This window comes from Aphanothece microscopica RSMan92, assembly GCF_046613545.2.
Lineage (GTDB): Bacteria > Cyanobacteriota > Cyanobacteriia > PCC-6307 > Cyanobiaceae > NIES-981.
This window is the reverse complement of the sequence record NZ_JBKKKY020000045.1, coordinates 1-24,762: the sequence shown is the minus strand read 5'-3', so window position 1 is coordinate 24,762 and position 24,762 is coordinate 1. Positions and strand designations below refer to the sequence as shown.

The 24,762-nt window shown below is 71.9% G+C and carries 24 protein-coding genes; 13 read left to right on the top strand and 11 right to left on the bottom strand.

Going from position 1 to position 24,762, the window contains the following annotated elements; translation table 11 throughout:
- The 3 genes from ACLD7X_RS11945 to dapF all read right to left on the bottom strand — a co-directional run.
- Positions 1 to 281: DUF1995 family protein (locus ACLD7X_RS11945; RefSeq protein WP_411423858.1), on the bottom strand; the 281-nt coding region annotated here is incomplete at its 3' end.
- A gap of 25 nt (positions 282 to 306) precedes the next feature.
- Positions 307 to 1,530, bottom strand: a complete 1,224-nt coding sequence (locus tag ACLD7X_RS11940; RefSeq protein WP_411423857.1) for a cysteine desulfurase family protein — start codon at positions 1,528 to 1,530, stop codon at positions 307 to 309.
- A gap of 10 nt (positions 1,531 to 1,540) precedes the next feature.
- The gene (gene dapF, locus ACLD7X_RS11935; RefSeq protein ID WP_411423856.1) at positions 1,541 to 2,719 is read right to left on the bottom strand and encodes a diaminopimelate epimerase; all 1,179 of its coding nucleotides are present in this window, start codon (positions 2,717 to 2,719) and stop codon (positions 1,541 to 1,543) included.
- 31 nt (positions 2,720 to 2,750) lie between these two features.
- Here dapF and ACLD7X_RS11930 point away from each other — a divergent pair, with 31 nt between their 5' ends.
- From ACLD7X_RS11930 to ACLD7X_RS11920, 3 genes are read left to right on the top strand one after another with little or no spacing between them, the layout of a single operon-like run.
- Entirely contained in the window at positions 2,751 to 3,002 is a 252-nt protein-coding gene (locus ACLD7X_RS11930; protein WP_411423855.1) for an Hfq-related RNA-binding protein, read from the top strand.
- A 42-nt stretch (positions 3,003 to 3,044) separates the two neighbouring features.
- A complete protein-coding gene (gene leuS / locus ACLD7X_RS11925) occupies positions 3,045 to 5,717 on the top strand; it encodes a leucine--tRNA ligase (protein WP_411423854.1) in 2,673 nt (890 codons plus the stop codon).
- Complete coding sequence (locus ACLD7X_RS11920; protein ID WP_411423853.1) at positions 5,714 to 6,181, top strand: EamA family transporter; 468 nt, start codon at positions 5,714 to 5,716, stop codon at positions 6,179 to 6,181. The genes leuS and ACLD7X_RS11920 overlap by 4 nt, the downstream gene beginning before the upstream one ends.
- A gap of 9 nt (positions 6,182 to 6,190) precedes the next feature.
- Here the strand turns inward: ACLD7X_RS11920 and ACLD7X_RS11915 are convergent, their stop codons facing one another.
- Both ACLD7X_RS11915 and ACLD7X_RS11910 read right to left on the bottom strand, forming a co-directional pair.
- Positions 6,191 to 6,919, bottom strand: coding sequence for an alpha-ketoglutarate-dependent dioxygenase AlkB family protein (locus ACLD7X_RS11915; RefSeq protein ID WP_411423852.1), 729 nt, complete (start codon positions 6,917 to 6,919; stop codon positions 6,191 to 6,193).
- Positions 6,916 to 7,812: a PfkB family carbohydrate kinase gene (locus ACLD7X_RS11910; protein ID WP_412006657.1), complete on the bottom strand. Its 897-nt coding sequence runs from the start codon at positions 7,810 to 7,812 to the stop codon at positions 6,916 to 6,918. Before ACLD7X_RS11910 ends, ACLD7X_RS11915 begins: the two co-directional genes overlap by 4 nt.
- A 72-nt stretch (positions 7,813 to 7,884) precedes the next feature.
- Between ACLD7X_RS11910 and ACLD7X_RS11905 the strand changes: the two genes are divergently transcribed.
- The 3 genes from ACLD7X_RS11905 to ACLD7X_RS11895 are packed head-to-tail and all read left to right on the top strand — an operon-like array spanning position 7,885 to position 14,731.
- Positions 7,885 to 9,114, top strand: coding sequence for an exonuclease SbcCD subunit D (locus tag ACLD7X_RS11905; RefSeq protein ID WP_411423850.1), 1,230 nt, complete (start codon positions 7,885 to 7,887; stop codon positions 9,112 to 9,114).
- Positions 9,111 to 12,257 carry an AAA family ATPase gene (locus ACLD7X_RS11900; protein ID WP_411423849.1) on the top strand — a complete coding sequence of 1,049 codons (3,147 nt, stop codon included), beginning with the start codon at positions 9,111 to 9,113 and terminating at the stop codon, positions 12,255 to 12,257. Before ACLD7X_RS11905 ends, ACLD7X_RS11900 begins: the two co-directional genes overlap by 4 nt.
- Positions 12,254 to 14,731 carry a CPBP family glutamic-type intramembrane protease gene (locus tag ACLD7X_RS11895; RefSeq protein WP_411423848.1) on the top strand — a complete coding sequence of 826 codons (2,478 nt, stop codon included), beginning with the start codon at positions 12,254 to 12,256 and terminating at the stop codon, positions 14,729 to 14,731. The genes ACLD7X_RS11900 and ACLD7X_RS11895 overlap by 4 nt, the downstream gene beginning before the upstream one ends.
- Before the next feature lie 16 nt (positions 14,732 to 14,747).
- Here the strand turns inward: ACLD7X_RS11895 and ACLD7X_RS11890 are convergent, their stop codons facing one another.
- The 4 genes from ACLD7X_RS11890 to ACLD7X_RS11875 form a co-directional block, all read right to left on the bottom strand.
- A complete protein-coding gene (locus tag ACLD7X_RS11890) occupies positions 14,748 to 15,293 on the bottom strand; it encodes a hypothetical protein (RefSeq protein ID WP_425625187.1) in 546 nt (181 codons plus the stop codon).
- Positions 15,294 to 15,485: 192 nt separating this feature from the next.
- A complete protein-coding gene (locus ACLD7X_RS11885; protein ID WP_412006655.1) occupies positions 15,486 to 16,340 on the bottom strand; it encodes a sulfotransferase domain-containing protein in 855 nt (284 codons plus the stop codon).
- Between the two features lie 55 nt (positions 16,341 to 16,395).
- A complete protein-coding gene (locus ACLD7X_RS11880) occupies positions 16,396 to 16,878 on the bottom strand; it encodes a hypothetical protein (protein WP_411423845.1) in 483 nt (160 codons plus the stop codon).
- A 170-nt stretch (positions 16,879 to 17,048) separates the two neighbouring features.
- Positions 17,049 to 17,252, bottom strand: a complete 204-nt coding sequence (locus tag ACLD7X_RS11875) for a hypothetical protein (RefSeq protein ID WP_411423844.1) — start codon at positions 17,250 to 17,252, stop codon at positions 17,049 to 17,051.
- A 110-nt stretch (positions 17,253 to 17,362) separates the two neighbouring features.
- On the opposite strand from ACLD7X_RS11875, the gene ACLD7X_RS11870 reads away from it, so the two are divergent.
- The 3 genes from ACLD7X_RS11870 to ACLD7X_RS11860 are packed head-to-tail and all read left to right on the top strand — an operon-like array spanning position 17,363 to position 18,949.
- Positions 17,363 to 17,641, top strand: a complete 279-nt coding sequence (locus tag ACLD7X_RS11870) for a DUF427 domain-containing protein (protein WP_412006654.1) — start codon at positions 17,363 to 17,365, stop codon at positions 17,639 to 17,641.
- 37 nt (positions 17,642 to 17,678) lie between these two features.
- Positions 17,679 to 18,632, top strand: coding sequence for an isopenicillin N synthase family dioxygenase (locus ACLD7X_RS11865; RefSeq protein ID WP_411423842.1), 954 nt, complete (start codon positions 17,679 to 17,681; stop codon positions 18,630 to 18,632).
- Between the two features lie 38 nt (positions 18,633 to 18,670).
- A complete protein-coding gene (locus ACLD7X_RS11860) occupies positions 18,671 to 18,949 on the top strand; it encodes a TFIIB-type zinc ribbon-containing protein (protein WP_411423841.1) in 279 nt (92 codons plus the stop codon).
- A gap of 13 nt (positions 18,950 to 18,962) precedes the next feature.
- On the opposite strand, the gene ACLD7X_RS11855 is transcribed toward ACLD7X_RS11860, so the two are convergent.
- On the bottom strand, positions 18,963 to 19,871 hold the full coding sequence (locus ACLD7X_RS11855; RefSeq protein ID WP_411423840.1) for a cation diffusion facilitator family transporter: 909 nt from the start codon (positions 19,869 to 19,871) through the stop codon (positions 18,963 to 18,965).
- Between the two features lie 109 nt (positions 19,872 to 19,980).
- On the opposite strand from ACLD7X_RS11855, the gene ACLD7X_RS11850 reads away from it, so the two are divergent.
- The 4 genes from ACLD7X_RS11850 to maeA are packed head-to-tail and all read left to right on the top strand — an operon-like array spanning position 19,981 to position 24,203.
- Complete coding sequence (locus ACLD7X_RS11850; RefSeq protein ID WP_425625186.1) at positions 19,981 to 20,589, top strand: PCC domain-containing protein; 609 nt, start codon at positions 19,981 to 19,983, stop codon at positions 20,587 to 20,589.
- Positions 20,590 to 20,619: 30 nt separating this feature from the next.
- Complete coding sequence (locus tag ACLD7X_RS11845; RefSeq protein WP_411423838.1) at positions 20,620 to 21,201, top strand: hypothetical protein; 582 nt, start codon at positions 20,620 to 20,622, stop codon at positions 21,199 to 21,201.
- A gap of 23 nt (positions 21,202 to 21,224) precedes the next feature.
- The gene (locus tag ACLD7X_RS11840) at positions 21,225 to 21,668 is read left to right on the top strand and encodes a hypothetical protein (RefSeq protein ID WP_411423837.1); all 444 of its coding nucleotides are present in this window, start codon (positions 21,225 to 21,227) and stop codon (positions 21,666 to 21,668) included.
- Between the two features lie 9 nt (positions 21,669 to 21,677).
- Complete coding sequence (maeA, locus tag ACLD7X_RS11835) at positions 21,678 to 24,203, top strand: oxaloacetate-decarboxylating malate dehydrogenase (RefSeq protein WP_411423836.1); 2,526 nt, start codon at positions 21,678 to 21,680, stop codon at positions 24,201 to 24,203.
- A gap of 11 nt (positions 24,204 to 24,214) precedes the next feature.
- Here the strand turns inward: maeA and ACLD7X_RS11830 are convergent.
- A partial coding sequence (locus ACLD7X_RS11830; RefSeq protein WP_425625185.1) for a hypothetical protein occupies positions 24,215 to 24,762 on the bottom strand: 548 nt, incomplete at its 5' end.

Below are 24,762 nucleotides of genomic sequence, written 5' to 3'. Positions count from 1 at the left end.
GCCTGCTGCAGCCGCATCTGGTCGCGCAGGCTGGCCAGCTGGGGGGCGAAGTCGGGTCCGTCCCGCTTGGCCAGGGCCGTGGCACCCGCATCGGCAAACAGCATGCGCAGGCCCGGTTGAGCTCCGCCCAGCCCGGCCAGGAAGCGCAGGGCAACGGGCAGCAGACGCAGCCCTTGGAAGCGAAACTCCACCGTCCAGAGTCCCTTGGGGGTGGCCGCCAGGGCCGCCTGGATGGCCTCGAGGGCTTCGGCCTCCGCCGTGCGCAGATCAGCAGGAAGCATCGGATCACCAGGTCCTGGGGCGACCTTAACGACTGCTCGCTCGTCCATCGGCCTGTGCCAGGGCCGCACGGGAGCGCATCAGCGCCTCGGGCACGCTCTCCAGGTCGGCGGCCTGCAACCAGGGCCCCAGGCTGAGGCGCAGGCCACTGGCGGCTTCGGCCTGCGTGAGGCCCATCGCCTGCAGAACCGGGCTGGGGGCGGGGCCGCCACCGGAACTGCAGGCCGAGCCACTGCTCGCCGCCACCCCCTGCCGCCACAGCATCGGCACCAGCCGGCGGCCGGAGAGGGGGGCACCCGCGGTGTCGGAGATCAGCAGGCTGATGTGATGGGGAAGGCGGTCGTCCGAGGCGGCTGGCCCGCCGAGAGGATCCGGGCCACTGAGCCGCAGGCCGGGCAGGTCGAGCAGCCGGCGCAGCAGCCCATCCCTGAGCGCGGCCACCGGATCGGTGCCGCCATGGGCCGCAAGGCGGGCGTCGCAGAGTTCCAGGGCCCGGGCGAAGCCGGCCACCAGCGCCACGGCCTCCGTCCCCCCCCGGCGGCCGCCCTCCTGGCCACCACCGCCGATCAGGGGCACGAAGGGGAGATCGGGGCGCACCAGCAGTGCTCCCACGCCGCGCGGCCCCTGCAGCTTGTGGGCCGCACAGCTGAGCAGATCGATCGGCAGCCGGTTGAACGCCACGCCGCGGTGACCGACCACCTGCACCGCATCCACATGCAGCGCCACGCCGGCCTGACGGCAGCGGCGACCAATCGCCTCGATCGGCTGCACCGTGCCCACCTCGCTCTGCCCCCAGATCACCGACACCAGGCGCGTCGGGGGCTCCAGCAGGGACTCGAGGGCCGTCAGATCGATCCGGCCCAACCGATCCACCGGCAGCACGGCCACCTGCCAGCCGCGCCGCTCCAGGGCAGCCGCGGCAGCCAGGGTGGCGGGATGCTCCACCGCCGAGATCAGCAGACGGCCACTGGGAAGAGGAGCGGCGGCCCCCAGCAGGGCCGTGTGGATCGACTCGGTGCCCCCCGAGGTGAACACCAGGGCCTCCGGATCGCAGCCGAGGCTGCTGGCGATGCCCAGCCGGCTGCGCTCGAGCAACTCGGCGGCGGCGAGGCCGAAGCCATGCAGGCTGGAGGGATTGGCCCAGGCGGTGGCGGCGGCCGACGCCATGGCCTCCAGCACCGCTGCCGCGGGCGGCGTGGTCGCACAGGCGTCGAGGTACAGCGGGCCGTGGCCGGAAGCGGCGGTCGTCACGCCCGACGGCTCAGCCCGGCCGACCCGTGTCCCGCTCGAAACGGGCCCGGGTGCGGCTCTCGAGCGAGCTGGTCGCCAGGTTCACCAGATCATCGAGGGAGCTGCTGCTGAGCAGGGCCTCCACCCGGGCTCGCGCCGCGGCAGAAGGGCAGGCCTCGGGACGGATGCAGCCCTGCACACACACGGTGGCGCAGTCGACGGGCGGCGGCGCCGGTGTGGCCTCCTCCGCGAGGCCGGCCTTGGCGGGCTCAGCCGTGAAGGGCTCAGCGGTGGCGGGCGTGAAGGGCAGATCCTGAGAAGCGTCAGGACCGGAGGTCTCGGGGGCCTCCCCCCACAGCGAGGGCGCCAGCACCGCGTCGAACACGGCCTCGGCCGGCCCGGTCATCATCACGTGATCGGTGGCGCCGTCCCAGGCGATCCACAGGGGGCCACCCGGCAGATCGACCCGGGCCTCCCGTTCGGCGAGGCCGAGGCGATGGCAGACCACGAGCGTGGCGCACGCCCCCGTGCCGCAGGCCAGGGTCGGGCCCGCGCCGCGCTCCCACACCCGCATCACCAGATGGCCCGGGTCGAGCACCTGCACGAAATGCACATTGGTGCGGGCCGGGAACGCGGCATCCACCTCGAGGGCCGCACCGAAGCGCTCGAGATCCACCGCGTCCACATCCTCCACGGGGATCACCACATGGGGATTGCCCATCCCGGCCGCCCCCACCAGGAAGGAGGCACCGCAAGCCTCCAGCTGCCCCTGCGGGATCCCGGCGTCGCCGATCGGCAGGGTGGTCGGAACCGCCGCAGGCTCCAGGAACGGCGCGCCCATGTCGACACGGATGGTGCCGTCGTCCTGCAGCTCGGGCACGATCCGCCCGGCCAGGGTTTCGATCTGCCAGCAGCGCCCCGGGGCATCACCATCGCTGTCGGCGAGGAAGCGGGCCAGACAGCGGATGCCGTTGCCGCACATCTCGGGCTCGGTGCCATCGGCATTGAAGATCCGCATCCGCAACTCACCGCCCTCGCGGGGAGGCACGGCCAGGATCACGCCGTCGGCGCCGATGCCGAAACGACGGTCACACAGCCGCTGGATCCGTTCGGGGGTGAGGCCGAAGCACTCCTCGCTGGCGGCGGCGTCGCGACCGTCGACCAGCAGAAAGTCATTGCCCAGACCTTGATATTTGCTGTACTGCAGCACGATGGGGCAACCTCAGCCTGGAGCGAATCCTATGCAGAGCTTCCTCGATCACAAGCCGACGACGCTGGATACGGCCCAGCCCAGCGTGCGCCACATCCAGAACCTGATCCGCCGCAAGCAGGCGGTGGGAATCCAGGTGGTCGGAGGCGGTGAACTGGAGGGGGTGATCCAGTGGCAGGACGTCTATTACATCGGGCTGCGCCAGGGCGAAGAACCCAACAGCGAACGCCCCCTCACCCTGATCAACCGGGAGCAGGTGAGCGTGATCCGCTGCCTGGGCTGAACGCGCCTGTGGCACCATCACAGATCCGAGTCCTGGCCTGACGTGAGCGAGAGCAGCCGCTACCAACCGCAGGCCATCGAAGAGCGCTGGCAGCGCCACTGGGACCAGCAGCAGCTGCACCGCACCCCCAGCGGCGGCACCGGTGACAGCGGCGGCAGCGCCGACAGCGGCGACCCGAAGCCGTTCATGGCCCTCTCGATGTTCCCCTACCCCTCGGGGAACCTGCACATGGGCCACGTGCGCAACTACGTGATCACCGACGTGATCGCCAGGGTGCAGCGGATGCGCGGTCACCGGGTGCTGCACCCGATGGGCTGGGATGCCTTCGGGCTGCCGGCCGAGAACGCCGCGATCGAGCGGGGGGTGGACCCCGCCGACTGGACCGACCGCAACATCGCCGCGATGCGGCAGCAGCTGCAACGGCTCGGACTCTCGATCGACTGGGACCGAGAGGTGGCCACCTGTCACGCCGATTACTACCGCTGGACCCAGTGGCTGTTTCTGCAGTTCCTGGAGGCCGGCCTGGCTTACCAGAAGGACGCCACCGTCAACTGGGATCCGGTGGATCAGACGGTGCTCGCCAATGAGCAGGTGGACAGTGAGGGGCGCTCCTGGCGCTCCGGAGCCCTGGTGGAGAAACGCAAGCTGCGCCAGTGGTTCCTCAAGATCACGGCCTATGCCGACCAGCTGCTCGACGACCTGCCGACCCTGGAGGGCTGGCCCGAGCGGGTCCGCACGATGCAGGCGAACTGGATCGGCCGCAGCACCGGCGCCGAACTCAGCTTCGCCGTCGTCGATGGCGAGGGCCAGGAGAGTGGAGAGCGGATCACCGTGTTCACCACCCGGCCCGACACCCTCTACGGGGTGAGCTACCTGGTGCTGGCACCCGAGCATCCCCTGGTGGCCACGCTCACCCAAGCGGAGCAGCAGCTCGCGGTGGAGGCCTTCTGCGACCTGGTGAGCCGCCAGAGCGAGCAGGAACGCACTGCCGAAGACAAGCCCAAGCGCGGCGTGCCGATCGGCGCCCGCGTGCGCCACCCCCTCAGCGGCGAACTGATCCCGCTGTGGATCGCCGACTATGTGCTGGCCGACTACGGCACCGGTGCGGTGATGGGGGTGCCGGCCCACGACCAGCGCGATTTCGTCTTTGCCCGCCAGTACGGACTGCCGGTGCGGCAGGTGATCATCCCCGAGGGCAGTGACGAGCGCGCCTACGAAGGTGGGGCCTGGACGGAGCCCGGGGTGATGATCCACTCCGGGCCCTTCGATGGGCTGGCCAGCGGCGAGGCGAAGCAGGCGATCACCCGGACGGCGGCGGAGCAGGGCTGGGGGTGGCAGAAGGTTCAGTACCGCCTGCGCGACTGGCTGATCTCCCGCCAGCGCTACTGGGGGTGTCCGATCCCGGTGATTCACTGTCCCAGCTGCGGAGTGGTGCCCGTGCCGGCCGATCAGCTGCCGGTGGAACTGCCCCGCCGTGCGGCCATCAGCGCCCGAGGCGGCTCCCCCCTGGCCCAGCTGGAGAGCTGGTGGCAGGTCGCCTGCCCGAGCTGCGGCCAGGCCGCCCGGCGGGAGACGGACACCATGGACACGTTCATGTGCTCCAGCTGGTACTACCTCCGCTACAGCGACCCCCACAACGACGCCCTGCCCTTCCGCCGTGAGGCGGTCGACGACTGGTTGCCGGTGGACCAGTACGTGGGTGGGATCGAGCACGCCATCCTGCACCTGCTCTATGCCCGCTTCTTCACCAAGGTGCTGCGGGACAGGGGCCTGCTCGGTTTCTCCGAACCCTTCACCCGTCTGCTCACCCAGGGGATGGTGCAGGGAATCACCTACAAGAACCCGGTCAGTGGCAAGTACATCGCCCCGGCCGATGTGGCCGACCCCACCGACCCCCGCGACCCGACGACCGGCGAGGTGCTGGAGGTGTTCTACGAAAAGATGTCGAAGTCGAAGTACAACGGCGTCGACCCGTCCGTGGTGATCGACCGCTACGGGGCGGACACGGCACGGATGTTCATCCTGTTCAAGGCACCTCCGGAGAAGGATCTGGAGTGGGACGACGCCGATGTGGAAGGGCAGTTCCGCTTCCTGCAGCGCCTGTGGCGCCTGGTGGACGGGGCCCGCGCCCGGGGCCTGAGGCTCGATGGCGACGGGACGGCAGCCCCGGGGGAGAACCCGGCGGCCGTGTCGATCGATGCCGCGGCGCTCAACCCCGGCGCCAGGGAGCTGCGCCGGGCGGTGCACACCGCCATCGCCGCGGTGAGTGACGACCTCGACGGCGACTTTCAGTTCAACACCGCGGTCTCGGAGCTGATGAAGCTCAGCAACGCCATGACCGAGCACCTCGAAGCCGCCCCAGAGCCGGTGGCCCGGGAGGCGCTGCGCACCCTGCTGCTGCTGCTCGCGCCCTTCGCGCCCCACCTGGCCGAGGAGCTCTGGGCCATGCTCGGCGCTGGCAGCGGCGCCGCTGCCAGCATCCATCTGCAGAGCTGGCCCCGCGCCGATGCCCAGGCGCTGCTGCGCGACACGATTCCCCTGGTGATCCAGATCAAGGGCAAGGTGCGCGGCAACCTGGACGTGCCGGCCGATGCCGACAAGGCCACCCTCGAGCGGATCGCCCTCGACAGCGAGATCGCCGCCAAGTGGCTGGAGGGGAAGGCCCCAAGCCGCGTGATCGTGGTGCCCGGCAAGCTCGTGAACCTGGTGCCATGAGCAGCGGGGCCGACGAGGTGGTGGGAGCGGGCCTGCTGGCGAGCTGGCAGTTCTGGGCGGTGCTGGCGGCGGCTAGTGCCGCCCTCACCTCCCTGCTGGCCAAGCTCGGCCTGGCCGGTCTGGAGCCCAACCTCGCCACCTTTCTGCGCACCCTGGTGGTGGTGATCGCTCTGGCGGTGGGGTTGCTGGCCACCGGCCAGCTGCAGGGACAGGCGCTGGGCAGCCTGCCCAGGGGGAGCCTGGTGGCCCTTGGACTCTCCGGCCTGGCGACGGCCGTCTCCTGGCTCTGCTACTTCCGGGCCCTGGAACTGGGTCCGGTCTCCCGCGTCGCCCCGATCGACAAACTCAGTGTGGTGCTCGTGGCCCTGCTGGGCGTTCTGGTGCTGGGGGAGCAGCTGAGTGGGCGGAGCTGGCTGGGGATCGCCCTGATCGCCCTCGGAGGGGTGCTGGTCGCCCTGCCCTAGGGCCCCGGATCACTCGGCCATCGAACCCCCACGGGGGATGACGCGGCGGAAGGTGAGGTTGATCCGGGCGTCGCGGATCCGGCGGCGCGGCGGCAGCTGGTGCTGCCAGTGGCGCTGGCTGGGGGGATCCATCACGAGCAGATCGCCACGGCCGAGCTCGAGGCTCAGCGCGCCCAGGGGGCCTGCGTCGCTGTTCGGAGTCGGGGCCGGGGTTGGGGTCGGGGCCGGCCGGGTGCGGGGCCGCAGCCGGAAACAGCGGCTGGCCCCCAGGCTCAGGGAGGCGATCGGGGCGGTGGGGTCCAGGCTGGGCTCCGCATCGGCATGCCAGCCCATGTGGTCGTGGCCGTCGCGGTAGAGGTTGAGCAGCACGTTGGTGAAGCCCGGGGCCGCGTCGCTGGGCTGGGTGGGGTCCCGGGGGTACAGCAGGGCCTCGACCCGCCGGCGCAGCTCCTCGACCGCGGAGCTCCAGGGCTCGAGGGGATTGGCCACGCCGCTGTAGCTGTAGTGGCAGCCGGGGTCACCCATCGCCGCGGTGAGCCGCGGCAGCGGATGGCGGCGGCCATGCAGGACGATCCACTCCTGCTTCCAGGGCACCTCGATCAGCAGCCGCTCCAGCCAGAGATCGGCATCGTCGAGCCAGGCCGGCCAGTGGCGCAGCACCAGGCCGGGGCGCTCCAGCCGCAACGGCTGACCGGCGGGTGGGCCCAGAAGGCTCAGCTGCTGCCGCGAGGCCATCATCCGACGGGCTTCAGGGCGCCCGAGGCGGTGCGGTGCAGCTGGCTGGCATAGGGACCGCGCCCATCCAGACAGGCACTGCCGCAATGGCAGCCCAGGCTGATCGCCGCAGGCACGCCCCAGCCGGCCGCCAGGCCCGCGGTGACCCCAGCGGCGAAGGAGTCCCCGGCCCCGTAGGCATCGAGGGCGGGACGATGGCGCAGTGGCGCGGCAAAGGGTCCGAACGGCCAGGATTCCCCTCCCGCCGCCCCCGCCGTGGCGATCCGCAGGGCAGGCTCGGGCTGCAGGGCGCCAGCCTCGACCCGCTCCGCCGGATCCAGAGCACTGCCGATCAGGGCATCGAGGCGCACGCCGGCCTGGCGCAGCACGGGCAGGCGCACCCGCGGTGTGGCGGCCAGCAGCCGGGCCCTGCGGGCGTGCTGGAGAGCCATGGGATCGGCCGCGGTCACGAACACCCCGTCACAGGCCGTGAGGCTCGACCAGGGCAGGGGATCCTCACCGCCGGGGTTGAGCCGCTCGCCGATCACCGTGATCGTGCGCTCACCCGAACTGTCCACGAAGGTGACCCCCCTTCGGGTGGGCCTGTCGCGCCAGGCCACATGCAGCTCCAGCCCCAGGGCCTCGAGGTCCGCCGCCGCCCGCTCCCCGACGGCATCGCGCCCCAGGGCGGTGAAGAAGGCCACCGGGGAGCCGGTGAGGCGGGCGAGCTGGACGGCGACGACCGCACCGCCGCCGGCAGCCACCTCCAGGCAGCTGCGGGCCGTCTGAATCTCCCCGGCCTCCGGCAGACGGTCCACCGCCAGGAAGGTGACCACCTCGACGTGGCCCACCACCGCCAGCCGCAGCGGCGGCAGGGGGGGCAGCTGGGCCAGGGGCAGCGGTGCGCGGCAGGGCATCGGGACAGGGCGGGGGGATGGGAACAGCCCCACAGCCCCCCCCGCCAGAATGGCCGTTCCCTCGGGCCTGCCGTGCGCCTGCTGCACACGTCCGACTGGCACCTCGGCCGCAGCTTCCACGGCCATTCCCTGCTGGAGGCCCAGGCGGAGGCCATGGAGCGGCTGGTGGAGCTGAGCCGGGATGCCGAGGCGGACCTGGTCGTGATCGCCGGTGATCTCTACGACCGGGCGATCCCGCCCGCGGAGGCGGTGCGGCTGTTCACCGACACCATCGCCCGACTGCGCCAGAGCGGCACCGCGGTGGTGGCGATCGCCGGCAACCACGACTCCCATGTGCGGGTGTCGGTGTACGACGAACTGCTCTCGGCGCTGGAGGTCACGATCCGGGGCAGCTGGCGCCGCTCGGCCGAGCCGGTGCTGGTGGCGCCGCGGCGGGGGGGCTCCCCCGTGGCGGTGTACCCGCTTCCCTACCTCGAGCCCCTGCTCGACGGGCCGGGCCTCCAGCAGGCGACGGGGGCGGAGCCGCTCGGGCGCTGGCGCCACCAGGAAGTGACGAGCCTGGCCCTGGAGCGGATCCGCGCTGACCTGCAGCAGCGGGGCGGTGGCCGCTCGGTGCTGGTGGCCCATGCGTTCGTGGCCGGCGGCAGCAGCTCCGACTCGGAGCGGGAGCTGTCGGTGGGGAGTGTCGATGCGGTGCCGGTGGAGGCCTTCCGGGGCTTCGATTACGTCGCCCTGGGTCACCTGCATGGCTCCCAGCAGCTGGACGGTCCGCGGCTGGCCTATTCCGGCACGCCGCTGGCCTACTCCTTCTCGGAGGAGCGGCACGTGAAGTCGGTGAGGCTGGTGGAGCTGGCCGAGGACGGTGGACTGCGGGTCGAGGTGGTGCCCCTGGGGGTCGGGCGCCCCCTGCGCAGCCTCAGCGGCCGCTTCGAGGCCCTTCTGGCCGATCCTGAACTGGAGACGGCCCGCCAGGCCTGGGTGCGGGTGGAACTGACGGATGAGCTGCTGCCCCTGCAGGCGATGGCGCGGCTGCGGGTCCGGTTCCCCCACATCGTGGAGCTGCGGCACCGTCGCCCGGAGGGGACCCCCGCCTCGGCCAGTGGCCGCACGCTCAGCATCCGCAGCGCCCGGGGGCCTCTGGAGCGGAGCCTGGCCTTCTACGCCGACCAGCAGGGTCGCCCGCCCCTGCCCGCCGAAGCCGAGCTGCTGCGCCAGGCCCTGGCGGCGGCCGGCCGAAGGGATGGCGGGGAGGCCCCTGGGGATCGGCAGCACCCCACTGGGCAGGAGGCGACGGAACGATGAGGCCGCATCTGCTGGAGATCGAGGCCTTCGGGCCCTATGCCGAAGCGGTCCGTGTGCCCTTCGACAACCTCGCCCGCGATGGGCTGTTCCTGATCCACGGCAGCACGGGATCGGGCAAGACCTACCTGCTCGATGCGCTCTGCTTCGCCCTCTACGGCGAGGTCTCCGGTGAGCGCAGCGTCAAGGGTCTGCGCTCCGACCATGCCCCAGCCGGGGCCGTCCCCCGGGTGGCGCTCGAATTCTCGGCGGCCGACGGCCGCTGGCGGGTGGAGCGGCAGCCGGCCCACGAGGCGCCGAAGGCCCGCGGCAGCGGCACCACCTCCCGACCGGCGAAGGCGGCCCTCTGGCGGCTGGTGGGGGAGGGCCGCGAGCCGGTGGCGGGCAATGTGACGGAGGTCAGCCGGGAGATCACCCGGCTGGTGGGTCTCGATGCAGCCCAGTTCCGCCAGGTGATCCTGCTGCCCCAGGGGCGCTTCGCCGAGGTGCTGCGGGCCCGGGACGAGGAGCGCGAAGCCCTGCTCAAGACCCTCTTCGACACCACGCTCTACGAGCGCGCCATGGGCTGGCTGGAGGATCAGGCCCGCCAGGCCCGGGTTGGCCTGGCCGAGCAGCGCCGCTGCCTGGCGACATGGCGCGAGCAGGTGTGGCAGGCGTGGGAACCCTGGTCGGAGCCTGACGCCTCGATCCGGGCGGACGCGGCACCGCAGCCGGACGGCCCTGAGCTGGATCAGGCCGCTCTCGAGGCCCTCGGGGCGGCCATCGCCACCCAGGAGGCCACGGCACGATCGGACCATGAAGTCGCCGTGCGCCGGTTCGAACAGGCCCAGGCCGACCTGCAGGCCTGCCTGACGCTCACCGAACGGTGGGACCGCCGCCAGGGCGCCCGCCAGCGGCTGCAGGAGCTCGAGCGGCAGGACGCCGCGATCGCCCAGCTGCGGCTGAGGCTGGACCTGGCGGAGCGGGCGGAGCAGCTGCGGCCCAGCCTCAGGGCCATCAGCGAAGCCCGGGAAGCCCGCAACAGGGCGGAGCAGGCCTGCCAGGCTTCGCTGAGCGTCGCGCGGCATCGGCGGGACGGGGGCCAGGGGCTGCCGGACGTCGTGGTGGCCATGGACCTGCTCCAGCCGCCGGACGCGGGGGCACTCACGACGGCCCTCACCAGCCTGGCTGCCCGGCGAGGGGAGCTGAAACGCCTGGTGGGCCTGAGCCAGGAAGCGCGGGAGGCCCACACCGCCCAGCGCCAGGCCGCCGCGGCGGTCGAGGAAGGCACCGCCCGCATCAGCCGGGGGCTGGCCCTGGTGGCCGCGCACCAGGAGCGGCGCAGCCAGCTCGAACCGCGGATCCTGGCCGCCCGTTCCTGCCGCGACGCCCTCACCGGCCTGGCCCAGGCCGCCGCGCAGGCCCGGGCCCGGACCGGCCTGCTGGAGCAGCTCGAGGCCGCCCAGCGGCAGGCCGTGCAGGCCACGGCCGCGGCGCTGTCGGTCGAGGAGCGGCAACAACGGGCCCGCCGCCACCAGCTCGATCTGCGGGAACGCCAGCTGGCCGGCATGGTCGCCCGACTGGCCGCCGGTCTGCAGAGCGGTGTGCCGTGCCCGGTCTGCGGCTCCAGGACACACCCGCAGCCAGCCACCGCCGGAAAGGGGGCGGGTGCGGGGCAGGCTGTTGGCGAACACAGTCTCGACGGATCGGCCCCTGACGGGGACGCCCTTGACGGATCGGCCCTTGACGGGACGGTCGTCGACGACCAGGCCGTGGCGGCCGCGGAGCAGGACCTGGAGGCCGCCGCCCGCGCCCTGGCCGAGGCCCGGGGCGAGCAGGCACGCTGCCTGGCGCGGCGCCAGAGCCTCGAGGAGCAGGTGGGCCCTCTGGAGCCCGATCTCGCCGGGGCCCAGCGGAGCGCCCAGGCGGCGGCCGCCGCCGCCGAGAACGAGCTGGCGGCCGCCCGCCGGCAGGCGGAGGCCCTGCCCGAGCTGGAGCTGGACGATCAGAAGCTGGGGCAGGAGCTGCTGACCTACGAGAAACGTCTGGAGCAGCTGCGCCTCGATGGGGCCAGGGACCGGGAGCGGGCCCGCAGTGAAGCGGAGCGGGCCCGGGGCCTGCAGGAGCGTCTGACGGCCGAGCTCGGCGAGGGGCAGGATCCCAGCCGCCTGCTCGAGGACGCCACGGAGCTGGCCCGGGCCCTGGACCATCTGGCCCGGGCCAGCCAGGCCTGGCACGGAGCAGTCAGCCGCGAGCAGGAGGCTGGGCGGCGCCTCGCCGAGGATCTCCTCAGCGCCGGCTTCAGCGATCGGGCCACCCTGGAGCAGGCTCTGGCCGAGCCGGACCAGCGGGCGGGGTGGCAGGCGGAGATCCAGCGCCACGCTGAGGAACGGCTGCGGCAGCAAGGGGTGCTGGCCTCGCTGGAGCTGCAGGATGTGCCGCAGGAGCGTCCCGATCCCGCGGCGGCCTACGAGGCCCGCGCGCAGGCCGATGCGCGCCGCGAGGCCGCCCTGGAGCGCCTCACCCGGGCGGCTGGCGCTCGCCAGACGATCTCGGCCCTGGTGGAACGCCACCGCCAGGGTGAGCAGCAGCTGCGCGGGCTGCAGACCACGGCCGACCTGATCAACGCCGTGGCGGACCGCTGCTGGGGACGCAGCCAGCCCCACATCTCCCTGCAGCGCTGGATTCTCTCCGCCTACCTGGAGGAGATCTGCGGCTACGCCAACCAGCGCCTCGCCCTGATGAGCGGCGGCCGCTACGACCTGCGTCTCTCGGACGACTCGGGTCAGCGGCGCGGCAGCAAGGCCGGCCTGGGTCTGAGGGTGCTGGATGCGTTCACCGGGGAGGAGCGCGAGGTCTCCAGCCTCTCCGGCGGGGAGACCTTCCAGGCCTCCCTGGCCCTCGCCCTGGGGGTCGCCGACACGGTGCAGGCCCACAGCGGCGGGGTGCGCCTGGAGGCCCTGTTCATCGATGAGGGGTTCGGCAGCCTGGACGCCGACAGCCTGCAGCTGGCGATGGATGAACTCGACCGGCTGCGCGAGGGCGGTCGCATGATCGGGCTGATCAGCCACGTCGGCACGTTGCGGGAGAGGATCCGCAGCGGCATCGCGGTGGTCGCCACCGAGCGGGGCTCGCAGCTGGACATCGGCATCCTGGAGGGACCATGAGCAACGCGAGCTGGAGCGCCTTGGGACGGCGCCGTTGGCTGACCGGCCTGCTGGCCATGGCCGTCGTGCTGCTGACGGGACTGCCCCAGCTCCTGGGCCCGCTCCTGGCCGAGCCAGGCCGGCGGGGAACCCCGACCGACCCCCTGCCCGTGAGCAGCGAGGCCCTGGCGCGCCGCTCGCCCTACAGCCAGCCGGGCGCCTATCCCCTCGACCGACGCCCCTCACCGCTCCTGTACCGACCCCACGCCGCGTGGATGGGTCGGTTGATCCTGCCGACCCCCGCCGAGACCGCCAGCCGCGGCGGCGACTGGGTCTGGGTGGAGCTGGAGCAGACCCCCGCCGGACAACAGCAGCTGCGCGGACGGCGGCTGCGGCTCACCTGGGCCGAACATCCCGAGCTCCAGGCCCTGGTGGCGGCCGTCACCACGGACATCCATCTGGGCGCCTCGGCCCGCCAGGCGGCAGCAGCGGCCAACGTGGTGCCGACACGCCTCGATGGTCGCAAGGCGGTGGGGCCCCTGCAGTCGCTGGCCGGGGCACGACCGGTGGACGACCTGACCGTGCAGCTGGAGGAGGTGAGCCTGGAGGGCGACACCCTGCGCATCGGCCGGCCGCCGGTGCAGACCAGCGGCCGCTGGATGGCCCTGGCCACCGTGGTGGCTGCGGTGCCGACCCCAGATGATCCCGACCGCGTGCTGGTGCGCCACTTCGACCCGGCCAGCGGGGGCTTCGACGGACCGGAGGAGCGCATCCGCATTCCCCGCCTGCCCCCCGACCGGTTCGGCCGGTTGATGCTGGATCCCACAGGTCTGGCCGGCTCCCCGCTGAACGCCCAGGGATGGCTGCTCTATGGCTCACCCACGGCCGATGGGGTGTTCACCGTGCAGGCGATCCAGCCCCGCGCCCTGTTGAGCCTCACCCCGCAGCGGGTGGTGCGGGGCACCAGTGCCGCTCTGGCGGTGATCAACCGGGAGACCTGGTCAGCGGCCACGTTGCGACGGGGCAGTCTCCAGTCCATCGCCGTGCTCCCCGACAGCGTGGACCCGCCGGCATCGGGGTCCCGCCCGCCGGGCGCCCCAGAGGGGCCGCCCCTGGCCGCCGTCGGGCAGCGGGCCCTGCTGGTGCACAGCTTCGGCGGAATCGGGGGAGCCGATGGGGAGCCCACCCCGGGCTGGACCGTGACGGGCCACTTCGCCTTCGGCGAGGCACGGGTGGTGCGCGATCCGTTCAGCGGCGATCCCCGGCTGGATCTCCGCTACCACCAGATCTACGCCAACAATCCGAACGGCATCGTGGCGGGCAGCCAGGACTGGAGCGCCTACGCCGGCAACCTCCAGCGGGGCTGGGTCGGCACCCGACCGATCGCCGATGTGCTGGTGCCCCTCGATGGCCCCCTGCTGGATGTGCTCGCGGTCCAGAGCGAGATCCTCAGCGCCCGTTACCGCTCCGGGGACGGGACCGGGGTGGCCCTGGTGACGCCGGCCACCTCCTGCGTGCAGGACTCCAGCCAGGCCCTCTGGATCGCCCTCGATCTGCTGCGCCGGCAGGGGAGCCTGGCCGCCGATCAGCCACCTGGGGAACGGAGCCGCCGTGAGCGGCTCGGCGAGGCCCTCAACAGCCTGCTCACCCCCTTCGGCATGGTGCGTCAGGACTGGCGCCACAATGCCGGCGTCACTGCCAGCGCCGGCACCGGACGCCAGGAAGGCGCCGCCAGCGCGACGTTCCAGACCAGCCAGCGGGCGCAGGACGTGCTGCTGAGCTGGCGCTCCATGCTCCCCCGCCGGGCCCATGACGGCATGGCCACGGTGTTCGTGCGGGGAGGACTGCCGATCTGGATCCTGCGCACCAATCAGATCCCGGGCAAGGACGACACCCTCGCACCTCTGGCCCCCACCAGCCTGCTCGGCCAGCTGCCCGTGGTCGGCACCCTGCTCCAGCGGCTGGGGGATGCCCTCTTCCCGCCAATCCTGGGTCCACCGCTGAGCTGGTCCCTGCTGGTGCTGGGGTTGTATGCGGCCGTGGCCCTGCCGCTCGGCTTTCGCAGCGGCTTTCTGCAGGGCCCCTGGCGCTGGGGGCCGTGGCGGCTGACGCTGCGGCGTGCCGCCGGGCTGCTGCTGATGCCGGCCCTGGTGGAGGAGCTGGTCTTCCGGGTGCTGCTGCTGCCCCACCCGCTCGAAGGGGTGGGCGGCGGCGCCATGGCGGCCTGGGGGGCGCTGAGCGTGGGTCTGTTCGTGGCCTACCACCCGCTGGCGGCAAGGTTCTGGTATCCCCAGGGGTGGGCGGTGTTCCATGACCCGCGCTTTCTGCTGCAGTGCACCCTGCTCGGCAGCGCCTGCGTGCTGGAGTACGTCCTCAGCGGTTCCCTGTGGTCCGCAGTGCTGCTCCACTGGCTGGCTGTGGTCATCTGGCTGGAGCCCCTGCAAGGCAGGCGGTGCCTGGGGAGCGGGCGGGAAAGGGTCAGCTGGCGCCCCTGATCGCTGACGCCCCTGATCAGGGAATCTCGATCTCGACGAATTCCACCAGCCCCTCCCGCAGCAGCACCTCGGCAATGGCCGGAGCGGCGGCGACCTGCTGGATCCGCTGGGTCACCCGGTTGAGGGCCTGCTGGGGATCAGTTCCGAGGGGCAGCGTCGCCAGCACATCGGGAAGGGCCAGCTGGCCGATCGCGATCACCGGCTGACCGGCCACGATGCCGGCCTGCAGAAACTGGGTGAGCGTGAGAATCCCCACCGGGGAGGCCGTGCCCGTGGCCAGAGCCAGGTTGGTGAGCCGGGTGGCGATGGAGGTGCAGCGGTGGGAGACCGAGACCCCGCCCACCGGTCCGGAAAGCTGCGCGATCGGACGCAGTCCCGATCCCTTCAGGGGGGGAACCGACATCGGATTGAGCGCCAGATCAAAGCTCGGCCGGGGGATCAGGCCGAGGCCGACCAGATAGTTGCCGTCCTGCTGCACGCAGCCGAAGCCGTACACAGCCTCCTGGGATGTGGCGGCTTCGGCCGGCGCCGCCGGGCTGGGGGAAGCAGCCGCCAGCGCCATCAGGCCAGCTGCCGCAAGGGATCCAGCACGGGCAAGGCAGCAGGAGAGATGGGGTTGGCGGAGCATCGGAATGGGAACGGATGGGACCACGGTGGACGGCAGCACGGTGGAGGGTGGCGCCCCGGACACCAGCGGGGACAGGACGGAATCCTGGGGCCGTTGGCCCTGACCACCATTCAAGGTCTTCGGCCCTCACCAACGCCAATAGTCCGTTGCTTTGCCGATGGAAGCAAGAAAGGCTTCGGCATCCGGGCGCAGACGGTCGATCACCTGGCGGCGCAGCTCAGGGGGCCAGCGGGGTGAGGGCACGAGCGTCCGCCCCTTCTCCCCAGCCTTGTTGACCGCGGGCAGGCTGCCGTCGTCGAGCAGCTGTTCCGGCGCGACCGAGGCAGCACCGAGGAACGCGAGCAGCCTGGCCAGCTCATCAGCGGGATCGGCCAGAAGATCCTCAAAGGTCATGCAGTGAATCTGAGCCTCAGGGAAATGGGCCCGGTAATCGCTGATCCGGGCGTGGTAACTGGAGCATCCGATCAGCAGATTCGCGGCATGGCGGTTGGAGAGAAAGTCCTCGAAGGCCACGAAGTCCGGCTTGCGGCCCCGGAGATGGCGCCAATGGGAGACGAGACGATCGAGGGGATGGCCAACGACATAGACAATCCTGAGATCGGGGAGGTAGCGCTGCATCAGCGCAGGAGCACAGCGAAACTCAGGAAGCGCACTGGCGTACATCGTGCTGGCCTCCCCCCGCAGGGGATAGCCCCGGCCGGGGAGAAAGAGTTTGCGATACCACATCCACCCCTTGGCGTAATGCCGCCCGAAGAACTTCGGCTCCTTCGGGCGGCTGATGAAGATCTGGGGATGGCGGGGAAGAATGGTTGTGAGGGTCGTCGTGGCTGATTTGGCGGCCCCGATGATGATGAAATTGGGCAGGATGCGCCGCACCACGAGGGCCCTCTGCCGGTGCTGACCCTGCAGCCCCTCGGCCGTGGCCCGATGCAGGGGAGAAACCCTGACAGAGCCCAGCAGCTGCTGAGTCAGATCGAACACACCCGCTCCTCTGGAGGCTTCGGGCATCATCCCGTCACAGCAACGCTTCCCACCGTCAACGACCCTGAACAGCGGCTCGAGCCGGCAGCCAGTCGCCGGCCCGGGATCCTGAAAACAGGGGCCTGCCCAGCCTGGAGCGGGAATCGGGGCCCTGCGGCTGCGGCTGCGGCGGAGGTGAACCGCTGGCTCGGCGCCTCCGCCCGAGAATCTGGCGCAGGGCCTCCAGGCCCTCCAGCAGCCACACCAGGGCGATGGCCAGCAGCAGAACCCATTCCCTGCCCCCCAGGTCCCTGCTCCCGAAATCCCTGCCCCCGAAATCCCGGAGCTGGACTTCGGCAGTCGGCTGGTCGGTGCTCAGCTTGTCGTTGCTCAGCTGGTCGGTGCTCGTCGGGTCACTGGTCGTCGGGTCAGTCGGCTGGCGCAGCACCTGCAGGGCCACCGGGGTTTCCAGCGGAAGCCCCCAGGGAGCGGGGGGATGGCAGCGCCAGTAGGGGTCATGGCTGCGGGCCTGGAGACGTTCCGAGAGGGTGGGGATCATGACCCAGGCCGAACGGGCGCAACCAACCCACCTGTCCTACAGCGAATGTCGGCCATGGGTATGACGTCCTGCCCAGGGCACGGCGGGGCAGCGGCACGGCGGAGCGGCACGGCGGAGCGGCACGGCGGAGCGGCATGGCGGAGCGGCACGGCACCCCCGCGGCGGGGGCGTCAGGCCGAAGCAGCGAGGCGCTGACGCAGCAGGGGCAGCTCCTCGTCGATCAGGTCCCTGGCCTCGCGGAGATTGGCGACCTCGCCGAGCGACAGGCCGCTGGGGTGGGTGATCCGGAACGGGGCGACACGGCCGGCGTCGGCGCAGAGATCGACGCTGCAACCACGGTGACGCCAGGAAGCCAGGGCTGTGGGGTGATCCATCACAGACTCCCTCTCTTCTGAACGGTGGCTGCACTGAACTGGAACCTGACGGGGTTGGCAAGCGCCGGCCCGGTGGAAGGGCCAGGATGGCGCCCATCCGGGAGACCTTCATGCAAGCCAGCTGGAACGGTGCGGTGATCGCCAGCAGCGACGACATCGTGCGTGTGGAAGGGAACGCCTATTTCCCCGCCGAGGCCCTGAATCCGGCCTGCGTGCGCCCGTCGGATCACCGCACCGTCTGCGGTTGGAAGGGCGAGGCCCACTATTACGACGTGGTGGTCGACGGCCAGGTGAACGCCAATGCCGCCTGGTACTACCCCGAGCCGAAGCAGGCCGCCCGGGAGATCCAGGGGAGGGTGGCTTTCTGGAAAGGGGTCTCGGTGGCCTGAGCCCAGTGCCCAGTCCCGTGAGCGCCGCCCGACCGCGATGAACCTCCCGATGCTCGATGTCGACCTGCTGCGCTTCGAGCGGGGTGACCGCACGGCCCGGGAGGCCGTGGTCGATGGGGTGCGTCGCAGCCTGGCGACCGGATTCGTGTACACGAACCACGATCTACCGACAGCCCTGCTGGATGAGGCCTATGGACGACTGGAGCAGTTCTTCCGGCTGCCCCGCCCAGAAAAGGAGGCCTTCACCGTCGAGGCTGCCTGCGGCCAGACCGGGTACACCGGAACCCTGGTGGAGACGGCAGCCGGGGAGGGTCTGGCCGACTGGAAGGAAATGCTCAACTGGGCTGCGCCGCTGCCGGCCAGCCATCCGCTGCGACGGCGCTTCCCGCTTCTCTATCCCGAACCCCTCCTGCCCGAGGCCGCCGTGCCCGGGATCACCGCCGTGCTGGGGGCGTTCCACCGGGCGATCGCCGATCTGCAGCGCCGCTTTCTGCGGGTGATCGCCGTGGGGCTCGGCGTCCATGAGGACATCTTCGAGGCGATGGTGGCCGACGCCCCGACCCTCACCCGGGCGGTCCACTACCCCCCGATCATCCAGGCGCCCAGGGAGGGTCACGCCTGGGCAGCCCCCCACGCCGACATCAATCTGATCACCGCCCTGCCACGTGCCACCGCACCAGGCCTGCAGGTCCGGGTGGGCGAGGACTGGGTGGATGCCGTCCCGCCGGAAGGCCAGGTGGTGATCAACAGTGGACTGATGCTGGAACGGCTCAGCAACGGGCTGATCCCGAGTGGCTGGCACCGGGTGGTGGCCCCGCCTGGCAGCCAGCAGGCCCGGCTCAGCGTCGTGCAGTTCTGCCACCCGCGGCCCTCCACCCTGTTGCAGCCCTTCGCCAGCTGCTGCACAGCGCAGCACCCCCAGCGCTACGCCGGCCAGCTGGCCGCTGACGCCCTGGAGGAGGTGCTCTACCTGCTCAAGCTGGCGGGCTAGAAGCGGAGGATGCACACCCACGGGCAGGGAGGTTGGTGATGGCGTGCCCCAACTGCGGCAGCTGGTCCGTGAAGGCCGATCGAAGTCTGGGCGGCCGCTATGTCTGCGGACGCTGCGGCCGGCCGCTGGGCATGCAGGCCGAGCGGCGCCAGCGCCTGCCGCGTCGATCGGGCCGGGTGGGGCCTCCGCGGCGGTGGTGGCTGCTGCTGGGGCTGGTGGGGATCGCTGCCCTGCTCGCCAGCCTCGAACCGCCGCGATGGGCCCCGCCACCACCGGGCGGAACGCCGGGTCTGCAGGGTCCGGCCCGGGCGCTGTGAGGCACGGCAGCCCTCAGCCCTGGTCCCATTGGAAGCCGCCATCGTTCCAGGCGACGGGGTCCTCGATCGGCTCCAGGTGCGTGAACACATGGGCCCGCGGGAGCAGGGCAACGATCTCGCGCTCCAGCGCCTCGCAGTAGTCATGCCCCGTCTGGACACTCCAGGCACCGGGCACCAGCACATGGAGCGAGACGAACCGCCGGGAGCCTGCCACGCGGGTCCGGACGGCATGGAAGGCCACGGATGTGCCGGCATGGGAGGCCAGCACCGCTTCCAGCAGCTGCTGCTCGGACTCCGGCAGGGATCGGTCCATCAGGCCCGAGGCCGTCTCCCGCAGGAGCCTCCAGCCGGTGCCCAGGATGTTGATCGCCACGGCGATGGCCACCAGGGGATCGAGCAGGGTGAGCCCGGTGAGGGGAACCAGCAGCAGGGAGGCCACCACCCCGATCGAGGTCCACACGTCGGTGAGGAGGTGGTGGGCGTCGGCCCGCAGCGTGATCGAATCGAACCGCCGGGCGGCCCGCAGCAGCAACAGGGCCACCAGGCCGTTGAGAGCCGTGGCCACCAGGGAGAGGGCCAGGCCCACGTCCAGGGGCCCCAGGGGCTGGGGTTCGAACAGGCGGCCCACGGCCGTGTAGAGGATGGCCACGGCCGCCACCAGGATCAGGGCACTTTCCAGACCGCTGGAGAAGTACTCCGCCTTGAAATGCCCGTAGTGGTGCCGCCGGTCAGCCGGCTTGGCGGCCAGGCTGAGGGCACCGAAGGCCGCCAGGGCCGCCACCAGGTTGACCACCGACTCGATGGCATCCGAGAGGAGACCCACCGATCCGGTGAGCTGCCAGGCGGCGGTCTTCAGCACGATCGTGGCGACGGCCGCCCCGATCGAGAGAAGGATGTAGGAGCGGGGGGCGTTGAAGGCCATGGTCAGGGCCGGAGACCCGATCGGGGCGAGGGAACGGGGAGAGGGAGGTTGCAGGCACGGGCGTCCCTGGCGAAGGGTAGGTTTGCCTGGCCGTTCAGCCCTGTCGCCGATGCGTTTCCTGGCGCTCCACCTCGAGCCCGGCAGTGACGTGCGCCAGGCCCTCGAGGAGCTGGCCCGGCAGGAAGGCTGCAGCGGTTTCGTGCTGAGTGTGGTGGGCAACCTCTCCCAGGCGGCCTTCCAGTGCCCCGGCCAGGCCGATCCCACCGTGCTGCGGGGGGAGCTGGAGATCATCACCCTGCAGGGCACCCTGGCCCCCGAGGGGGTGCACCTGCACCTGAGCTTCTCCGATGGTGCCTGCCAGGTGTGGGGCGGCCATCTCGAACCGGGCTCCCAGGTGCTCAAGGGAGCCGACCTGCTGGTGGGGATGTTCGACCCCGCCCAGCCGGATGCGGCTCTCCCGGTGGCGCAGGCGACAGTCGCACCCACCCCAGTGAGCAACGAGCCGCCCCGGGTGGAGATCGCCGTGCTGCCGGGCTGCCCTTACTCCGCCAGGGCCCTGCGGATGCTGCGCACCCTCGGCATCCCGCATCGGGTGAGCCATCCCCAGGAGCCCGGCCGGGTGCCGCAGATCTTCATCGACGGCCAGCTGATCGGCGGCTACGACGCCCTCGCCGATCTCCATGCCAGGGGAAGCCTCGAGGTGCTCCGCGAGTTCTGACACGCCCCTGACACGCCGATCCAGGACGCCATGACCCCACTGCAGCTCGCCACCCTCGGGGGCTGCGGCCTCAGGATCGGCGCCTACCCCGGCTTCAGCTACGACGCACGCGGCGGTGGTGGCCAGGCCCAGCTGGGCGTCAGCGGGAGCGACGGCCGATGCTCCGTGGTGTTCGACCCCGCCGGGCTGACCATCCCCCCGCTCACCTGGCGCACGACCCGGTTTCTGGGCCTGCCGCTGCCGCCGGGGCTGTGCATCGCCATCGAGGCCCAGGAACTGGCCGGCAGCCTCGACCCCCGCAGCGGCGGACTGGAGCTCCGCTTCACGGCCCTGTTCCATTGCAGCTTCGGGCGGATCTACCGGCCGCCGGCTCTGAGGATCGCCACCACCCTGGCCACGGGGAGGGCCACGGGCCAGCGCCACCGGGCCGAGGGCACCGCGCTCCAATCCGACGGCAGCGCCCTGCTCGTGGGGGTGGCGCGGGTGGAGCCCAGCGGCGACGCCTGGCTGGATCGCTTCCTGGGGCTGCCGGATGAGGCCCTGGCCGCTTTGCGTTGCCGGTTCAGCTGGCCGGATGGATCGTGCGCGGGCGATGGGCGTGCCATAACTTGAGGCGGCGGCAAGCGGTCGGCCCCATGCAGCGCAACCCGGTCCAGGACTTCCTGCTGTTCCTGGTCGGTGGCAGCCTCTTCGGCGCCGGCATCTTCCTGTTCACCAACCAGGTGATGGTGGGCTCGGCCCTGCGCTTCGGCCTCGGCCGGGGCGGCGGCTACGGCGCCTTCTTCACCGGCACCCTGGCCCGCGGCGTGGGCGATGGCTTCGGGCTGCTGATGCTGCCGCTGGGGGTGGGGGTCTGCCTTCTGTTCGCCGGCCGCTGGTCGAAGGCCGGCTGGTTCCTGATCTGGGCCTCCCTGGCCGCCGTCGGGGTGGGGGTGCTGCAGAGTCTGTTCTTCAGCTTCCGCGAGACCAGTCTCTGGAGCCTGCTCACCATGGTGGTCCTGATGGCGGCAGGCGGGGGTCTGATGTTCCGCTCCCTGGGCGGATACGACAGCGGCAACGGCCGTGGTCCGGACAGCTGAGCCATCCCGATGTTCTTTGAGATCCACCACGAGCTGCACTACCGCTACGGGCGGCCGGTGTTTCTCGAACCGCACACCCTGCGCCTCACCCCCCGCCAGGATGGGACCCAGCGGGTGCTGAGCCACACGCTCCAGCTGAGCGACCCCGCGGACGGCTGCTCCGTGGTGCTGGAGCCGGGGGGTGGGGACGCCACGGTCTGCTGGTTCAGCGACCTGCGCCAGCGGCTGTCGATCCGCTCGACCGCTGTGGTGGAGACCCTGCGGCAGAACCCGTTCGACTGGATCCTGACCGAGCCGGGGAGCCAGACCCTGCCCATGGCCTACCCCCCGGTCCAGGCCCAGGCCCTGGCCCCGTTCCTGGCAGGCGGCACCGGCGATCCCGTGGATGACACGGTCGCCCGCTGGGCGGCCGCCCTCGCCGCGGAGGTGGAGCACCGCACCACCGACGTCCTGATGCACCTGGCCGACCGCATCCACCACACCTTCCACCACGTGGGGCGCTTCGACGGGGAGCCCATGCCGGCGGCGGAGACCCTGGCCCAGCGGCAGGGGGCCTGCCGCGACACGGCCGTGCTCTACGTGGACGCGTGCCGCAGCCTCGGACTGGCGGCCCGTTTCGTCAGCGGCTACTCGATGCACCATCCACCGGAGGTGAGTGAGCACGAGCTGCATGCCTGGGCGGAGGTCTGGCTCCCGGGGGGCGGCTGGCGCGGATATGACCCCAGCCTGGGCCTGGCTGTGGCCGATGGCCACGTGGTTCTGGCGGCCACGGCCGATCACCGCCTGGCCGCCCCGGTGAGCGGCCATTACCGCGGCACCGGCGTGAGCTCCGAGTTCAGCTACACCACCAGGATCCGAGCCACCCCCTCGGAGCCCGACCGGCGCCGGGGGACGGCGGTGCTGGCGGATCCGCTGCTGAACCGGGACACGGGCTTCAGCCACCGGGAGCGCCGGGCCCTCGGGCTCGAAGCCCTGCTGCCGGCGGCGGTGGAGACCCTCGACGTGCAGGTGCAGCGGGTCTGGGAGGGCTTCTGCCGGCTGCAGGGCAGCCTGGAGCGCTTCACCTACCTGAGCAGGCTGCGCCGCAGCAATCTCACCCTCTTCCATGCCTTCCTGCGGGATCACGTGGAGGAGGCCCTGCCGGTGGTGTACACCCCCACCGTGGGGGCGGTGATCGAGGGCTTCGGCCATGCCCACCAACCACCCGACCTGGGTGTCTACCTGACGCCGGAGCACCAGGGGCAGCTCCCCGAACTGCTGCGCCAGGCGGCCCCGGGGCCGGTGGAGCTGGTGCTTGTCACGGACGGCGCTGGGATCCTCGGCCTCGGCGACCAGGGCGTCGGCGGCATCCAGATCTGCCAGGGGAAGCTGGCCGTGTACACCCTCTGCAGTGGACTGCACCCGGGCCGCGCCCTGGCCGTGACCCTTGATGTGGGGACCGACCGGGCCAGCCTGCTGGAGGATCCCCTCTACCCCGGCCTGCGCCGCCCGCGCCTGGGCGGCGAGGCCTACGACGCCTTCGTGGACGCCTTCGTCGCCGCCGTGGCGGAGGTGTTTCCCGGGGCCTTCCTGCACTGGGAAGACTTCGGCAACCGTCAGGCCCGCCGGCTGCTGGAACGCCACCGCCAGCAGCTGCCGAGCTTCAACGACGACATCCAGGGCACCAGCGGCGTGGCGGCGGCGGCCGTCCTGGCGGCCTGCCAGGGGCTCGGCCAGGAGCTCACCCAGCAGCGGATCGTCATCTTCGGGGCGGGAACGGCCGGCTGTGGCATCGCGGACCGGCTGGTGCGGCTCCTCGAGGCCGCGGGGCTGGAGCCGGCCGAAGCCCGCGCCCGCCTCTGGGCCATCGACCGGGCCGGATTGCTCATCGAGGGGGAGCCCGACATCCCGCCGGCGGCCCAGACCTTCGCCCGCCCCGCCGCCGAGCGGGGCCTGTTCCAGGCGGGCGGCGACGGGGGGATCGGCCTGCTGGAGGTGGTCCGGCGGGTGCGGCCCACGGTGCTGATCGGCACCTCCACCGTCCGCGGCGCGTTCAGCCGCGAGGTGGTGGAGGCGATGGCGAGCGCCACCCCCCGGCCCGTGATCCTGCCGCTCTCGAACCCCACCAGCCTCGCCGAAGCCACCCCGGCCGACCTGCTGCAGTGGACCGATGGGCGGGTGCTGGTCGCCACCGGCAGCCCCTTTGCGCCGGTGCCGTGGGAAGGCGTGCCCCGGGTGATCGGCCAGTGCAACAACTGCTTCCTCTACCCGGGCCTCGGCTTCGCCTGCGTGGCGGTGGGGGCCAGGCAGGTGACCGACGAGATGATCGATGCGGCCCTGAAGGCCCTGGCGGCGGCCATTCCCGCCGCCCGCGACCCGGGCCAGCCCCTGATGCCGCCCCTCTCCGAGGTCCGCGCCGTGTCCCGCGCCGTGGCGGAAGCGGTGGCGGTCACAGCGGTGGAGCAGGGGCTGGCGCGGCTGGCCGCCAGCCCCGCCGAGGCGCTCGCCTGCCTGGATCGGGCCAGCTGGGAGCCGAGCTACCCGCCCCTGGACTAGGCCCCAACGCCCTAGGCCGCCAACTGCTGAAGCGTGGACGCCCTCCGGGCGGGGATGGCACCGAGCCGGATCGGCAGCAGGCTGCGCCGAAACCAGCCTTCGGGGGGAACCGGTCGGAACAGCCTGCCGACCAGCACGGCCAGGGCCAGCGGTTCGGACGGAGCCCGCCGCACCGGCCACAGGCCCGGTCGGCGGTACAGCAGCTCCTGCAGGGCCTCGCGCTGCCGAGAGGTCAGGGGGCCCCAGCAGCAGCCGATCCGGTCGCCCCGGGTGAGCGCCACCGTCACGGGCCAGGCGGCGGGATCCGTCTCCGACGACTCCGACGACTCTGACGACTCCACCAGCACCAGGGACAGCCGCAGCACCTGACCGGGCTGCAGACGCGCGGCCGTCCCGGCTGCCCCCGTCAGCTCGACACCCTCTTCACTGATCGCCTGCAGCCGAACCGGTCGATCGGCCAGCCGCGCGATCAGCGCAGCCTCCCCAGCCTCGGTGGCCACCGCGAACCAGGGCACGTCGGAGTGCCGCGGACGGTCCCAGCAGGTGCGGATCGCCAGCA

Bases quoted from the DNA above. Each gene is read 5' to 3' on its own strand.
- ACLD7X_RS11930 (WP_411423855.1), top strand. From the start codon at position 2,751: ATGCAGAGCTTCCTCGATCACAAGCCGACGACGCTGGATACGGCCCAG.
- ACLD7X_RS11920 (WP_411423853.1), top strand. From the start codon at position 5,714: ATGAGCAGCGGGGCCGACGAGGTGGTGGGAGCGGGCCTGCTGGCGAGC.
- ACLD7X_RS11915 (WP_411423852.1), bottom strand. From the start codon at position 6,919: ATGATGGCCTCGCGGCAGCAGCTGAGCCTTCTGGGCCCACCCGCCGGT.
- ACLD7X_RS11910 (WP_412006657.1), bottom strand. From the start codon at position 7,812: ATGCCCTGCCGCGCACCGCTGCCCCTGGCCCAGCTGCCCCCCCTGCCG.
- ACLD7X_RS11900 (WP_411423849.1), top strand. From the start codon at position 9,111: ATGAGGCCGCATCTGCTGGAGATCGAGGCCTTCGGGCCCTATGCCGAA.
- ACLD7X_RS11895 (WP_411423848.1), top strand. From the start codon at position 12,254: ATGAGCAACGCGAGCTGGAGCGCCTTGGGACGGCGCCGTTGGCTGACC.
- ACLD7X_RS11890 (WP_425625187.1), bottom strand. From the start codon at position 15,293: ATGGCGCTGGCGGCTGCTTCCCCCAGCCCGGCGGCGCCGGCCGAAGCC.
- ACLD7X_RS11880 (WP_411423845.1), bottom strand. From the start codon at position 16,878: ATGATCCCCACCCTCTCGGAACGTCTCCAGGCCCGCAGCCATGACCCC.
- ACLD7X_RS11875 (WP_411423844.1), bottom strand. From the start codon at position 17,252: ATGGATCACCCCACAGCCCTGGCTTCCTGGCGTCACCGTGGTTGCAGC.
- ACLD7X_RS11870 (WP_412006654.1), top strand. From the start codon at position 17,363: ATGCAAGCCAGCTGGAACGGTGCGGTGATCGCCAGCAGCGACGACATC.
- ACLD7X_RS11865 (WP_411423842.1), top strand. From the start codon at position 17,679: ATGAACCTCCCGATGCTCGATGTCGACCTGCTGCGCTTCGAGCGGGGT.
- ACLD7X_RS11860 (WP_411423841.1), top strand. From the start codon at position 18,671: ATGGCGTGCCCCAACTGCGGCAGCTGGTCCGTGAAGGCCGATCGAAGT.
- ACLD7X_RS11855 (WP_411423840.1), bottom strand. From the start codon at position 19,871: ATGGCCTTCAACGCCCCCCGCTCCTACATCCTTCTCTCGATCGGGGCG.
- ACLD7X_RS11850 (WP_425625186.1), top strand. From the start codon at position 19,981: ATGCGTTTCCTGGCGCTCCACCTCGAGCCCGGCAGTGACGTGCGCCAG.
- ACLD7X_RS11845 (WP_411423838.1), top strand. From the start codon at position 20,620: ATGACCCCACTGCAGCTCGCCACCCTCGGGGGCTGCGGCCTCAGGATC.
- ACLD7X_RS11840 (WP_411423837.1), top strand. From the start codon at position 21,225: ATGCAGCGCAACCCGGTCCAGGACTTCCTGCTGTTCCTGGTCGGTGGC.
- maeA (WP_411423836.1), top strand. From the start codon at position 21,678: ATGTTCTTTGAGATCCACCACGAGCTGCACTACCGCTACGGGCGGCCG.